Genomic DNA, 13,665 nt, shown 5'->3' on the forward strand with positions numbered 1-13,665 from the left:
GGTGTAAAGTTTCAATAAGCCAGTTTGGTGTGTATTTAGATTACGTTAAAATACACATTTTTATATCAGCAATACGGAAAAATCATGTCCGAACAACATATTTCGACTTGGAAAAGTAAAATCAATGCATTGGGTCCGGGTATTATGATGGCATCGGCGGCAGTCGGCGGTTCGCACCTGATTGCCTCCACACAGGTAGGTGCGCTTTACGGCTGGCAGCTCGCGTTGATTATCGTCCTAACCAACCTCTTCAAATACCCGTTTTTCCGCTTCAGCGCGCATTACACGCTGGATACGGGTAAAAGCCTGATTGAAGGTTATGCGGAGAAAAGCCGCATCTACCTGTGGGTTTTCTTGATTTTGTGTATTGCTGCCGCGACGATTAACGCGGGTGCGGTTGCCATTGTAACCGCCGCCATCGTTAAAATGGCGATTCCCTCGCTGACACTGGGTATCGGCGCAATCTCCGCGCTGATTATGGCTTCCTGCCTGATTATCCTGGCGAGCGGGCGCTACAAGGCTTTGGACAATGTTTCTAAAATCATCATCGTCAGCCTGACGGTTGCCACGGTTGCCGCCGCCGGTATCGCCATGTCGCGCGGTATGCAGATGAAACCCGATTTTATCGAGCCGACACCATGGACGCTTGCCGGTTTGGGCTTCCTGATCGCGCTGATGGGCTGGATGCCTGCGCCGATTGAAATTTCCGCCATCAATTCTTTGTGGGTTACGGAGAAACAGCGCCTCCAACCTTCCTCTTATCATGATGGGATTTTTGATTTCAACGTCGGTTACATCACCAGTGCCGTGCTTGCCGTCGTCTTCCTTGCCCTGGGTGCGTACGTGCAATACGGCAACGGTGAAGAAGTGCAGATGGCCGGCGGCAAATATATCGGGCAATTGATTAATATGTATGCCGTAACCATCGGCGGCTGGTCGCGCCCGCTGGTGGCGTTTATCGCGTTTGCCTGTATGTACGGCACGACGATTACCGTTGTGGACGGCTACGCCCGCGCCATTGCCGAACCCGTGCGCCTGCTGCGCGGAAAAGACAAAACGGGCAACGCCGAACTCTTTGCCTGGAATATTTGGGTTGCAGGCAGCGGTTTGGCGGTGATTTTCTGGTTTGACGGCGTAATGGCGAATCTGCTCAAATTTGCCATGATTGCCGCCTTTGTGTCCGCCCCTGTGTTTGCCTGGCTCAACTACCGCCTGGTCAAAGGAGACAAACGGCACAAGCTTACCGCCGGTATGAATTTTCTTGCCATTGTCGGCTTGCTCTACCTGACCGGATTTGCCGTTTTGTTCCTGTTGAACCTTAGCGGACTTTTGGCATAGGTTTCAGAATCTGAATGCCGTCTGTAATATTTTCAGACGGCATTGCCCTTTCCTAGAAAAAAACACCGACATCGCGTAAAATATGCGCAAATTTTGTGATTCGGTCAGGTCGTCTGAAACAGACTGCGCCTGATTTATTTTTTCGGAAAACCCTATGAGCGAACAAAACCATCCGCAAACCGAGCCGCAGTTGGACGAAAACCAAATCATCGCCCTGCGCCGTGAAAAACTGCACAACATCCGCCAACAGCGCAACGCCTACCCTAACGATTTCAAACGCGACAGCTTTGCCGCCGATTTGCACGCCCAATACGGCGAAATCGGCAAAGAAGAACTCGACCCGCAAGCCGTCCCCGTCAAAATTGCCGGCCGCATGATGCTCAAGCGTCAAATGGGCAAGGCAAGTTTTGCCACCATTCAAGACGTTACCGGTCAAATCCAGCTTTATCTGAACAACAAAGGCGTGAGCCAAGAAGTTTTGGACGACTTCAACCACTGGGACTTGGGCGACATCGTCGGTGCGGAAGGTACTTTGTTTAAAACCAACCACGGCGAATTGACCGTGCGCGTGTCCGACATCCGCCTGCTGTCCAAATCCCTGCGCCCGCTGCCCGACAAACACAAAGGCTTGAGCGATCAGGAAACCAAATACCGCCAACGCTACGTCGATTTGATTGCCAATGAAGAAGCGCGCAATACCTTCATCAAACGCAGCCAAATCATCCAATCCGTGCGTAATTTTATGGTGGGCGAGCATTATTTGGAAGTCGAAACCCCGATGATGCACCCGATTCCGGGCGGCGCGACAGCAAAACCATTCGTTACCCACCACAATGCCTTGGACATTCCGCTCTACCTGCGCATCGCGCCCGAGCTGTATCTGAAACGCTTGGTTGTCGGTGGCTTGGAACGTGTGTTTGAAATCAACCGCAGCTTCCGCAACGAAGGCATGTCCGTGCGCCACAACCCTGAATTCACCATGATTGAATTCTACGAAGCCTTCTCCGACTACGAACGCATGATGCAGATGGCGGAAGACATCATCCGCAACGCATCGCGCACAGTAAACGGCACGGCAAAAATCAGCTACAACGGCAAAGAAGTCGATTTGGAAAGTCCGTTTGAACGCCTGACCATTCTCGAAGCCATCAAAAAATATAATCCGCACTACACCGACGAGCAGTTGAACGATGCGGAATGGCTGAAAAAAGAAATCGTCAAACACGGCGAAAGCCTGCCGCCGTCCCCGGGCATCGGCAGCCTGCAACTTGCCCTGTTTGAAGGTTGTGCCGAGGGCAAATTGTGGAACCCGACCTTTATCGTCGATTACCCGGTTGAGGTTTCCCCGTTGGCGCGTGCTTCGGATACGAAACAAGGTCTGACCGAGCGTTTCGAATTGTTCGTTGTCGGTCGCGAGCTGGCAAACGGCTATTCCGAGTTGAACGACCCCGAAGACCAAGCCGAACGCTTCAAAGCGCAAGTGGCGCAAAAAGACGCGGGCGACGACGAAGCGATGCACTACGATGCCGACTACATCCGCGCGATGGAATTCGGTTTGCCGCCGACTGGCGGTTGCGGCATCGGCATCGACCGCTTAGTGATGCTGCTGACCGATTCGCAAACCATCCGCGATGTGATTCTGTTTCCGCAGATGCGTCCCGAGTAATCATAAAAACAGTTGAAATAGAAATGCCGTCTGAACCCGATTGGATTCAGACGGCATTTTGTATGGCGGTACGGATTTATTCGCTTTCCAACTGACCGACCCATTCTGACAAGGCAGTCAGGCGTTGTTCGGATTTCGCCACGAACGGGTTTTCGGTATCCCACGCGTAGCCTGCCAAAATCGAAGAAAGCATACGGCTGATTTCCGGGCTGCGGTCGGGCGCGTACACGACGTTTTGGAAGCGAAAATCGTACCAGCCGTCCACATAGGTGCGGAATGTGTCCACGCCGATCATCAAGGGTTCGGCAAACTCAGTATCCCAATCCGCCGTGCCGCCTTCAAGCTGCTTCGCCAATAAATCGGCAGCCAGTTTGGCGGAGTGCAGCGCGATGGTTACGCCCGACGAGAACACGGGATCGAGGAACTCGGCGGCATTGCCCAATAGCGCGAAATGCCTGCCGTGCAGCGATTTGACGTTGGCAGAATAGCCTTGGATGGAGCGGAACGGAAAATCGTTTTCCCAAACGGCTTTATCCAGAATTTCGTTCAGCATCGGGCATTCGTAAACAAATTTTTTCAACACCGTTTCCGATTCGCCGTCAAGTTTGTCGGGCGTGCCGACCACGCCGACGGAACAGCGGTTGTCGCCGAAGGGAATCAGCCAAATCCACACGTCGCGGTGTTGTGGATGGGTGGTAATCAGGATTTTGTTGCGGTCGAATTTCGGGTTGGTGATGTTGTCGTCGATGTGCGTGAAATGCGCTTGGCGCGGCGGCAGGTGCGAGGGCGTTTCCAAATCCAGCAGGCGCGGCAGCACGCGTCCGTAACCGCTTGCGTCCAAGACGAATTTCGCGGTCAGTTCATAGCNCTTACCGGTGTCGGTTTCGATGTTCAAGCGGGCAAAATCGCCGCTGTTGTCAAACGCGGTTACGCCGTGCCCGAAACGTACTTCAACGCCTTGTTTGGCGGCTTCGCCAATCAGGATTTTATCGAACACGGCGCGGCGCACTTGATAAGTCGTGCCGGGGCCGTCTGAAAATTTATCGGTAAAGTCAAACTCGGTATAACGGCTGCCCCACGAAAACGCCGCGCCGTTTTTTAACTGAAAGCCGGGCTCGGCACGCACGGCATCGGCAAATCCGGCTTCTTCCAGCATTTCCATACAGTGCGGCAGCAGGCTTTCGCCGATGACGAAGCGCGGAAAATGCTGTTTTTCCAACACGCAGACTTGATAACCTTTTTTGCGGAGCAGGGCGGATGCGACCGAGCCTGCCGGACCTGCGCCGATTACGGCGACATCGAATTGGGTGGACATTGGGAAATCCTGATGGTTTGAGTGGAAAAGGAAATGATATAGTGGATTAAATTTAAACCGGTACAGCGTTGCCTCGCCTTAGCTCAAAGAGAACGATTCTCTAAGGTGCTGAAGCACCAAGTGAATCGGTTCCGTACTATTTGTACTGTCTGCGGCTTCGTCGCCTTGTCCTGATTTTTGTTAATCCACTATATTGTACAGGCAGCAAATGCCGTCTGAAACTGTTTGCGGAAGAAATTTATCCGGTATGGGCGGTTGCGCCCAATGCGTCAGTCCGGTTTGAAAAATGCCGTCTGAAACGGAAATGTTCAGACGGCATTTGATTTTCAGGGCTATTTTACGCCGTAACGTGGTTGGAGCAGGGCGCACGGCTGGTGTTCTCGGCGGCTTCGGCGGCTGCGTCCGGCAATTTTTCCGCAAGCCGCGCCCGCATCGTTTGCCGTGGTTTCCGGTCGGGTATTTTTTTCGCGCTGCGCCTTGGCGGATTCGTAGCGGTTGCGTTGTCTCGGTTCACTTGTTTCGGTTTTTTCCGGTTTTGAGCCTTCCTGTTCCCACCATCGGGGCTCGAAGCCTTCGATGCGTTCGATGAGCAGCTTGTTGCCGGTCAATTCTTTGATGGCCTCGAACATTTTCTGTTCGGATTCGTCCATCAGGGAAATCGCCACGCCGTCCGCACCGGCGCGCCCTGTGCGTCCGATGCGGTGGACGTAGTCTTCGGGCTGGGTGGGCATTTCGTAATTGATGACGAAGGGCAGTTCGGCCATCTCCAGCCCACGCGCGGCGATCTCGGTGGCGACGAGGACGCGCAGGCTGCCGTCTTTGAAGGCGTTGAGTGTTTCGAGCCTACTTTGTTGGGAACGGTCGCCGTGTATCGCCTGTGCGGACAGGTTGCGGCGCACCAGTTCGCGCGTTACGCGGTCAACGCTTTGTTTGGTTTTGCAAAAGACGATAACCTGGTTCATATGCAGATCGACAATCAGGCGTTCGAGCAGGTTGCGCTTCTGAATGGTATCGACCGCGATGATGTGCTGCTCGACATTTGCGTTGGTGGTGTTTTGGGCGGCAACCTCGACGGTTTCGGGCGCATTCATGAAGTCTTGCGCCAGTTTGCGTATCGGGGCGGAGAAGGTGGCGGAAAAGAGCAGGGTTTGGCGTTGTTTGGGCAGCATCTGCATGATTTTGCGGATGTCGTCGATGAACCCCATATCCAACATGCGGTCTGCTTCGTCCAGAACGACGATTTCGACTTTGTTTAAACTGATGTTTTTCTGTTTCACATGGTCTAGGAGCCGTCCGACGGTGGCGACGACGATTTCGCAGCCGGCACGCAGGTCGGCGGTTTGTTTGTCCATGTTGACACCGCCGAACAAGACGGTATGCCGCAGCGGCAGGTTTTTAATGTAGCCCTGCACGTTTTGGTCGATTTGGTCGGCGAGTTCGCGCGTGGGGGTGAGGACGAGCATACGCACGGGGTGCATCGCGGGCGAGGTGCTGGCGGTGGCGTAGCGTTTGAGGCGTTCCAGACTGGGCAGCATAAAGGCGGCGGTTTTGCCTGTGCCGGTTTGGGCGGCGGCTAGTAAATCATGACCGGCGAGTGCTTTGGGAATGGCGGCGGCTTGGATGGGCGTCGGGTTTTCGTAACCTTGCGCGGTCAGTGCGGAAACGAGTTCCGTACCCAAACCTAAAGAGGAAAATGGATTACTCATGATTGTAGTCTTTCTTTCAGACCTTATGCCGTCTGAAGCGGGAAACCGATAGGACGGGGAAATATAGTGGATTAACAAAAATCAGGACAAGGCGACGAAGCCGCAGACAGTACAGATAGTACGGAATCGATTCACTTGGTGCTTGAGCACCTTAGAGAATCGTTCTCTTTGAGCTAAGGCGAGGCAACGCCGTACTGGTTTTTGTTAATCCACTATAAACTGCCCTCCTGTGAGTGGCGGGGCAGGGAATCTGTGTGCGGATTATGCCATAAAACGGTGCCTGCCCCAATCTCGGGCGCGTCCGGAGATTGGAAATCCTGCTTAAAAAATGTACAATGGCGTACTTTTTTGAAACGCGGGCCCATTATGCACATCGGCGGCTATTTTATCGACAACCCCATCGCACTTGCGCCGATGGCGGGCATTACCGACAAACCGTTCCGCCGACTTTGCCGAGATTTTGGCGCAGGTTGGGCGGTGTGCGAAATGCTGACCAGCGACCCGACGCTCAGAAATACTAGAAAAACCTTGCACCGCAGTGATTTTGTCGATGAAGGCGGCATCGTTGCCGTGCAGATTGCCGGCAGCGATCCGCAGCAGATGGCGGATGCCGCGCGTTACAACGTCAGCCTCGGGGCGCAGGTTATCGACATCAATATGGGCTGCCCCGCCAAGAAAGTGTGCAACGTCCAAGCCGGTAGCGCGCTGATGCAGGACGAGCCGCTGGTTGCCGCCATTTTGGAAGCGGTGGTCAAGGCGGCGGGCGTACCCGTTACCCTCAAAACCCGTTTGGGTTGGCACGACGACCACAAAAACCTGCCCGTCATCGCCAAAATCGCCGAAGATTGCGGCATTGCCGCCCTTGCCGTCCACGGACGCACGCGCACGCAAATGTACAAAGGCGAAGCGCGTTACGAACTCATCGCCGAAACCAAATGCCGTCTGAACATCCCAGTTTGGGTCAACGGCGACATTACTTCGCCGCAAAAAGCCCAAGCTGTCCTCAAACAAACCGCCGCAGACGGCATCATGATAGGGCGAGGCGCGCAAGGCAGGCCGTGGTTCTTCCGCGATTTGAAACATTATGCCGAACACGGCGTTTTGCCGCCTGCCTTGAGTTTGGCAGAATGCACCGCCACTATTTTGAACCACATCCGCGCCATACACGCGTTTTATGGTGAGACCGCCGGTGTGCGCATCGCACGCAAACACATAGGCTGGTACATCGACGAAATGCCTGACGGTGAACAGGCGCGCCGCGACATCAACTGCTTGGACAGTGCGGCGGCGCAATACGACATGCTTGCAGGTTATCTTGAAAGACTTGCCGAAGAAACCGACCGTTGGGCGTGCGCCTACCGCCCAAATGCCTTCTGAACACTTGATTATCCTTTGAAAGTGCAATCATGCCCCATACCCTTCCCGATATTTCTCAATGCATCAGACAAAATTTAGAACAATATTTCAAAGACCTGAACGGTACCGAACCTTGCGGCGTGTACGATATGGTATTGCATCAGGTGGAAAAACCGCTGCTGGTGTGCGTGATGGAGCAATGCGGCGGCAACCAGTCCAAAGCCTCCGTGATGCTGGGACTGAACCGCAATACCTTGCGTAAGAAACTGATTCAACACGGTTTGCTGTGAATATGTCGGCAACCGTCCGTATCTTAGGCATCGACCCGGGCAGCCGCGTAACGGGTTTCGGTGTCATCGATGTCAGGGGGCGGGATCATTTTTATGTTGCCTCAGGCTGCATCAAAACGCCCGCCAATGCCGCACTGGCAGACAGGATTGCCGTGATTGTGCGGCATATCGGCGAAGTCGTTACCGTTTACAAGCCTCAACAGGCGGCAGTGGAACAGGTTTTCGTCAACGTCAACCCTGCATCGACGCTGATGCTCGGTCAGGCGCGGGGCGCGGCATTGGCGGCATTGGTCAGTCATGGTTTGCCCGTTTCGGAATACACGGCCTTGCAGGTCAAACAGGCGGTAGTCGGCAAAGGCAAGGCAGCGAAAGAACAGGTGCAGCATATGGTGGTGCAGATGCTGGGGCTTTCGGGAACGCCGCAGGCGGATGCGGCGGACGGTTTGGCGGTGGCCTTGACCCATGCCTTGCGCAACCATGGGCTTGCGTCCAAACTCAATCCTTCGGGGATGCAGGTCAAGCGCGGAAGGTTTCAATAGTTTCAGACGGCATTTGTATTTTGCCGTCTGAAAAGAAAATGTGTATCGAGATGAAATTTATATTTTTTGTACTGTATGTTTTGCAGTTTCTGCCGTTTGCGCTGCTGCACAAGATTGCCGACCTGACGGGTTCACTTGCCTACCTTCTGGTCAAACCGCGCCGCTGTATCGGCGAAATCAATTTGGCGAAATGTTTTCCCGAATGGAGTGAGGAAAAGCGTAAAACCGTATTGAAGCAGCATTTCAAACACATGGCGAAACTGATGTTGGAATACGGTTTATATTGGTACGCGCCTGCCAAACGCCTGAAATCACTGGTGCGCTACCGCAATAAGCATTATTTGGACGACGCGCTGGCGGCGGGGGAAAAAGTCATCATCCTGTACCCACACTTCACCGCTTTTGAAATGGCGGTGTACGCGCTTAATCAGGATGTCCCGCTGATCAGTATGTATTCCCATCAAAAAAACAAGATATTGGACGAACAGATTTTGAAAGGCCGCAACCGCTATCACAACGTTTTCCTCATCGGGCGCACCGAAGGGCTGCGTGCCCTCGTCAAACAGTTCCGCAAAAGCAGCGCGCCGTTTCTGTATCTGCCCGATCAGGATTTCGGACGCAACGATTCGGTTTTTGTAGATTTTTTCGGTATTCAGACGGCAACGATTACCGGCTTGAGCCGCATTGCCGCGCTTGCAAATGCCAAAGTGATACCCGCCATCCCCGTCCGCGAGGCAGACAATACGGTTACACTGCATTTCTACCCTGCTTGGGAATCCTTTCCGAGTGAAGATGCGCAGGCCGACGCGCAGCGCATGAACCGTTTTATCGAAGACAGGGTGCGCGAACATCCGGAACAATATTTTTGGCTGCACAAGCGTTTTAAAACCCGTCCGGAAGGTGTACAGGATTTTTATAAACTACACGAAACTACATAATGAACTATTAAGGGAAAATTGAGTTTTGCGATTGTTTTTTTAAATGCGAAAAATTGAATTATATAAACAGAAGCATTTAATAATTGCTGTTATTTTAAGTGTCTAAAAAATAATATTTTTTGATTTTAAAAATAGATTTCAAAGAAAATTTGAAGAATACATGATAAATCAATGAATATATTCTATCGATATGGTTAATATATTAAAATTAATTTCCTTTAAAAACAAAATGTTGCAAATTACCTTTCAATAACCGTTATTTTGCTCGGTACCATCTTGAGAAATATATTGTCAAATATATAGATATTATAAAATTAAGCATCAATTTAAATAGATTATTAGAATTTTAATCTAAAAAATCAAAAAATTCACTATTTTATAAAATAAACGTTTCTATATCCGTTTTGTAAAAAATGCTTGGCAAACTGTAAAAAATGGCGTACATTTCGCTACATGAAATTACAGACGTAGCCAAGAAATGCCGTCTGAAAGGATGTGCCGGTCAGTTTTATGACTGGTTGGCGTTTCATCGGATACGGTGAAACGAAAGTTTGTCGGCGTAGGGTTGAGCTACGCGGGTAAAGCCGCAGGCGAAAGCCTGTATTGTTTGTGAAGCGTAAATCTCTGATTTGAGGTATTGGGGCAATCCTGTGGGGGGTTGCCTCTTTTTTTATCCGCCTTTTAATGACACAATAGGCGCAAGTCTGTTTTTGAATGCAAGGTACTGCCATGAATACGATTTTGGCTTTCGATATTGAAACCGTACCCGATGTGCAGGGTATCCGAACATTGTACGAGCTGCCGTCCTCGCTGCCCGACGATGAAGTGGTGCTGTTTGCCCAGCAGAAACGCCGCGCCCAAACGGGCGGCGATTTTATGCAGCATCATCTTCATCAGGTTGTGGCGATTTCGTGCTGCATGCGTTGGGGGCAGGACAAAATCCATATCGGCACAATCGGCGAGGCGGACGACGGCGAGGAAGTGGTTATCGCCAAATTTTTCGAGTTGGTGGAAAAACATACGCCGCAGCTGGTCAGTTGGAACGGCGGCGGTTTCGACCTGCCCGTACTGCATTACCGCTCCCTGATATACGGCATCAACGCCGCGCGTTATTGGGATATGGGCGACGGCGATTTCGGCGACAGCCGCGATTTCAAGTGGAACAACTACATCAGCCGTTACCACCAACGCCACTGCGATTTGATGGATTTGCTCGCGCTTTACCAGCCGAGGGCGAATGTGCCGCTGGACGATATGGCGAAACTGTGCGGCTTTCCGGGCAAGCTGGGTATGGACGGCAGCAAGGTGTGGGAGGCGTTCCACGCGGGCAGGCTGAAGGAAATCCGCAATTATTGCGAAACCGACGCGGCAAACACGTATCTGATGTATCTGCGTTTCTGTCTGGTCAGCGGCAGGCTGGATGCGGACGAATACGAAATGGAAATCAAACGGATGCGGAATTACCTGTCCGCACAAGTCGGGGAAAAGCCGCATTGGGAAGAGTTTGTCCGCGCGTGGGAATAAAGATTGAAATTCAAACCGGTTGTTCGGCGGTACGCCCGTGCCGCCGTTGCGGCTTCAGACGGCATACGCGGGATGCGCCCATGCCGTCTGAAGCCTTTTCCAGTCAAACCAAACAATATTGAAAGAAAAAAATGAGCAAAACCGTCCGTTATCTGAAAGATTACCAAACGCCTGCCTACCGCATTCTCGAAACCGACCTGCATTTCGATATTGCCGAACCGCAAACCGTCGTGAAATCCCGTTTGACGGTCGAGCCACAGAGGATAGGAGAGCCGCTGGTGTTGGACGGTTCGGCGAAACTTTTGTCCGTCAAAATCAACGGGGCGGCGGCGGATTATGTGTTGGAAGGCGAAACGCTGACGATTGCAGACGTGCCGTCCGAACGCTTCACCGTTGAAGTGGAAACCGAAATCCTGCCGGCGGAAAACAAATCGCTGATGGGGCTGTATGCTTCCGGAGGCAATCTGTTTACCCAGTGCGAGCCGGAGGGCTTCCGCAAAATCACGTTTTACATCGACCGTCCTGATGTGATGTCCAAGTTCACGACCACCATCGTCGCGGACAAAAAACGCTATCCCGTTTTGCTTTCCAACGGCAACAAAATCGACGGCGGCGAGTATTCAGACGGCCGCCATTGGGTGAAATGGGAAGACCCGTTTGCCAAGCCGAGCTATCTGTTTGCTTTGGTCGCGGGCGACTTGGCGGTCACGGAAGACCGTTTCACCACCATGAGCGGCAGAAACGTCAAAATCGAGTTTTACACCACCGAGGCGGACAAGCCCAAGGTCGGCTTTGCCGTGGAATCCTTGAAAAACGCGATGAAGTGGGACGAAACGCGCTTCGGTTTGGAATACGACTTGGATATTTTCATGGTCGTCGCCGTGGGCGATTTCAATATGGGCGCGATGGAAAACAAGGGGCTGAACATTTTTAACACCAAGTTCGTCCTCGCCGACAGCCGCACCGCCACCGATACCGATTTCGAAGGCATCGAATCCGTGGTCGGACACGAATATTTCCACAACTGGACGGGCAACCGCGTAACCTGCCGCGAGTGGTTCCAGCTTTCGCTGAAGGAAGGGCTGACCGTGTTCCGCGACCAAGAGTTTTCCGGCGACCGCGCCGGCCGCGCCGTACGCCGCATCGAAAACATCCGCTTGCTGCGCCAGCACCAGTTCCCCGAAGACGCAGGCCCGACGGCGCATCCGGTGCGCCCCGCCAGCTATGAGGAGATGAACAATTTCTACACCATGACCGTTTATGAAAAAGGCGCGGAAGTGGTGCGGATGTATCACACCCTGCTCGACGAAGAGGGCTTCCAAAAAGGCATGAAGCTCTATTTCCAACGCCACGACGGCCAGGCCGTGACCTGCGACGATTTCCGCGCGGCGATGGCGGACGCGAACGGCATCAATCTCGACCAGTTCGCCTTGTGGTACAGTCAGGCAGGCACGCCCGTTTTGGAAGCGGAAGGCCGTCTGAAAAACAATGTGTTCGAGTTGACCGTCAAACAAACCGTGCCGCCCACGCCCGATATGGCGGATAAACAGCCGATGATGATTCCCGTCAAAATCGGGCTGCTGAACCGCAACGGCGAAGCGGGGGCATTCGATTATCAGGGCAAACGCGCAACCGAAGCCGTGTTGCTGCTGACCGAAGCCGAACAGACCTTCCCGCTTGAAGACGTAACCGAAGCCGTCGTTCCCTCGCTGCTGCGCGGCTTCAGCGCGCCAGTGCATCTGAACTATCCGTACAGCGACGATAACCTGCTGCTCCTGCTTGCCCACGACAGCGACGCCTTCACGCGCTGGGAAGCCGCGCAAACGCTCTACCGCCGCGCCGTCGCCGCCAACCTTGCCGCGCTTTCAGACGGCGTCGAGTTGCCGAAACACGAAAAACTGCTTGCCGCCGTCGAAAAAGTCATTTCAGACGACCTCTTGGACAACGCCTTCAAAGCCCTGCTTTTGGGCGTGCCGTCTGAAGCCGAGCTGTGGGATGGCGCAGAAAACATCGACCCGCTGCGCTACCATCAGGCGCGCGAAGCCTTGTTGGATACGCTTGCCGTCCGCTTTCTGCNGAAATGGCACGAATTGAACCGTCAGGCGGCGAAGCAGGAAAACCAAAGCTACGAATACAGCCCCGAAACCGCCGGCTGGCGCACGCTGCGCAACGTCTGCCGCGCCTTTGTCCTGCGCGCCGACCCCGTCCACATCGAAACCGTTGCCGAAAAATACGGCGAAATGGCGCAAAACATGACCCATGAATGGGGCATACTGTCCGCCGTAAACGGTAACGAAAGTGATACGCGCAACCGCCTGCTGGCGCAGTTTGCCGACAAGTTTTCAGACGACGCGCTGGTGATGGACAAATATTTCGCCCTCGTCGGCTCAAGCCGCCGCAGCGACGCCCTGCAACAGGTTCAAACCGCCTTGCAGCATCCGAAATTCAGCCTCGAAAACCCCAACAAAGCCCGCTCGCTTATCGGCAGCTTCAGCCGCAACGTCCCGCATTTCCACGCAGAAGACGGCAGCGGCTACCGCTTCATCGCCGACAAAGTCATCGAAATCGATCGCTTCAACCCGCAGGTTGCCGCCCGTTTGGTGCAGGCGTTCAACCTCTGCAACAAGCTCGAGCCGCACCGCAAAAACTTGGTGAAACAAGCATTGCAGCGCATTTGGGCGCAGGAAGGATTGTCGAAAGACGTGGGCGAAATCGTCGGCAAGATTTTGGATTGAGGCCGTCAAACAGAAAAACAATGCCGTCTGAAAGCCCTTGCGCTTTTCAGACGGCATTTTTGCCCCTTTTGTTTACAAATCCTTAAAATCCCCTTACACTCACACCCGTTCAAAATAAAACAAACCCTGCCATGAAAATCCTGCTCCTCCTCATCCCCCTCGTCCTCACCGCCTGCGGCACACTGACCGGCATACCCGCCCACGGCGGCGGCAAACGCTTTGCCGTCGAACAGGAACTCGTCGCCGCATCGTCCCGCG

10 protein-coding genes and 1 pseudogene are annotated in these 13,665 nt (G+C 53.3%); 9 read left to right on the forward strand and 2 right to left on the reverse strand.

Annotation, left to right across the window (positions count from 1 at the left end):
• Nucleotides 1-84 precede the first annotated feature (84 nt).
• Nucleotides 85-1,338 carry an NRAMP family divalent metal transporter gene (locus tag ACRPFF_RS04880; protein WP_432673971.1) on the forward strand — a complete coding sequence of 418 codons (1,254 nt, stop codon included), beginning with the start codon at nucleotides 85-87 and terminating at the stop codon, nucleotides 1,336-1,338.
• A 154-nt stretch (nucleotides 1,339-1,492) separates the two neighbouring features.
• A complete protein-coding gene (gene lysS, locus ACRPFF_RS04885; RefSeq protein WP_432673972.1) occupies nucleotides 1,493-3,004 on the forward strand; it encodes a lysine--tRNA ligase in 1,512 nt (503 codons plus the stop codon).
• Nucleotides 3,005-3,080: 76 nt separating this feature from the next.
• Here the strand turns inward: lysS and ACRPFF_RS04890 are convergent, their stop codons facing one another.
• Nucleotides 3,081-4,319, reverse strand: coding sequence for an FAD-dependent monooxygenase (locus ACRPFF_RS04890; RefSeq protein ID WP_432673973.1), 1,239 nt, complete (start codon nucleotides 4,317-4,319; stop codon nucleotides 3,081-3,083).
• A gap of 332 nt (nucleotides 4,320-4,651) precedes the next feature.
• The gene (locus ACRPFF_RS04895) at nucleotides 4,652-6,025 is read right to left on the reverse strand and encodes a DEAD/DEAH box helicase (RefSeq protein WP_432673974.1); all 1,374 of its coding nucleotides are present in this window, start codon (nucleotides 6,023-6,025) and stop codon (nucleotides 4,652-4,654) included.
• 366 nt (nucleotides 6,026-6,391) lie between these two features.
• Between ACRPFF_RS04895 and dusB the strand changes: the two genes are divergently transcribed.
• From dusB to ACRPFF_RS04930, 7 genes and pseudogenes are all read left to right on the forward strand, one after another.
• Entirely contained in the window at nucleotides 6,392-7,402 is a 1,011-nt protein-coding gene (gene dusB / locus ACRPFF_RS04900) for a tRNA dihydrouridine synthase DusB (protein WP_432673978.1), read from the forward strand.
• 29 nt (nucleotides 7,403-7,431) lie between these two features.
• A complete protein-coding gene (locus tag ACRPFF_RS04905; protein WP_002213092.1) occupies nucleotides 7,432-7,671 on the forward strand; it encodes a Fis family transcriptional regulator in 240 nt (79 codons plus the stop codon).
• A 2-nt stretch (nucleotides 7,672-7,673) separates the two neighbouring features.
• Entirely contained in the window at nucleotides 7,674-8,210 is a 537-nt protein-coding gene (ruvC, locus tag ACRPFF_RS04910; RefSeq protein WP_432673975.1) for a crossover junction endodeoxyribonuclease RuvC, read from the forward strand.
• A 50-nt stretch (nucleotides 8,211-8,260) separates the two neighbouring features.
• Nucleotides 8,261-9,148: a lipid A biosynthesis lauroyl acyltransferase gene (locus tag ACRPFF_RS04915; protein ID WP_432673979.1), complete on the forward strand. Its 888-nt coding sequence runs from the start codon at nucleotides 8,261-8,263 to the stop codon at nucleotides 9,146-9,148.
• 729 nt (nucleotides 9,149-9,877) lie between these two features.
• Complete coding sequence (locus ACRPFF_RS04920) at nucleotides 9,878-10,672, forward strand: 3'-5' exonuclease (protein ID WP_107863045.1); 795 nt, start codon at nucleotides 9,878-9,880, stop codon at nucleotides 10,670-10,672.
• A 131-nt stretch (nucleotides 10,673-10,803) separates the two neighbouring features.
• The gene (pepN, locus tag ACRPFF_RS04925) at nucleotides 10,804-13,407 is read left to right on the forward strand and encodes an aminopeptidase N (protein WP_432673976.1); all 2,604 of its coding nucleotides are present in this window, start codon (nucleotides 10,804-10,806) and stop codon (nucleotides 13,405-13,407) included.
• A gap of 131 nt (nucleotides 13,408-13,538) precedes the next feature.
• A pseudogene (locus ACRPFF_RS04930) lies at nucleotides 13,539-13,665 on the forward strand (adhesin); the annotation flags it as partial.

Source organism: Neisseria sp. SLRRB23 (genome assembly GCF_050896295.1).
Classification (GTDB): domain Bacteria; phylum Pseudomonadota; class Gammaproteobacteria; order Burkholderiales; family Neisseriaceae; genus Neisseria.

Bases quoted from the DNA above. Each gene is read 5' to 3' on its own strand.
- ACRPFF_RS04880 (WP_432673971.1), top strand. From the start codon at position 85: ATGTCCGAACAACATATTTCGACTTGGAAAAGTAAAATCAATGCATTG.
- lysS (WP_432673972.1), top strand. From the start codon at position 1,493: ATGAGCGAACAAAACCATCCGCAAACCGAGCCGCAGTTGGACGAAAAC.
- ACRPFF_RS04895 (WP_432673974.1), bottom strand. From the start codon at position 6,025: ATGAGTAATCCATTTTCCTCTTTAGGTTTGGGTACGGAACTCGTTTCC.
- dusB (WP_432673978.1), top strand. From the start codon at position 6,392: ATGCACATCGGCGGCTATTTTATCGACAACCCCATCGCACTTGCGCCG.
- ACRPFF_RS04905 (WP_002213092.1), top strand. From the start codon at position 7,432: ATGCCCCATACCCTTCCCGATATTTCTCAATGCATCAGACAAAATTTA.
- ruvC (WP_432673975.1), top strand. From the start codon at position 7,674: ATGTCGGCAACCGTCCGTATCTTAGGCATCGACCCGGGCAGCCGCGTA.
- ACRPFF_RS04915 (WP_432673979.1), top strand. From the start codon at position 8,261: ATGAAATTTATATTTTTTGTACTGTATGTTTTGCAGTTTCTGCCGTTT.
- ACRPFF_RS04920 (WP_107863045.1), top strand. From the start codon at position 9,878: ATGAATACGATTTTGGCTTTCGATATTGAAACCGTACCCGATGTGCAG.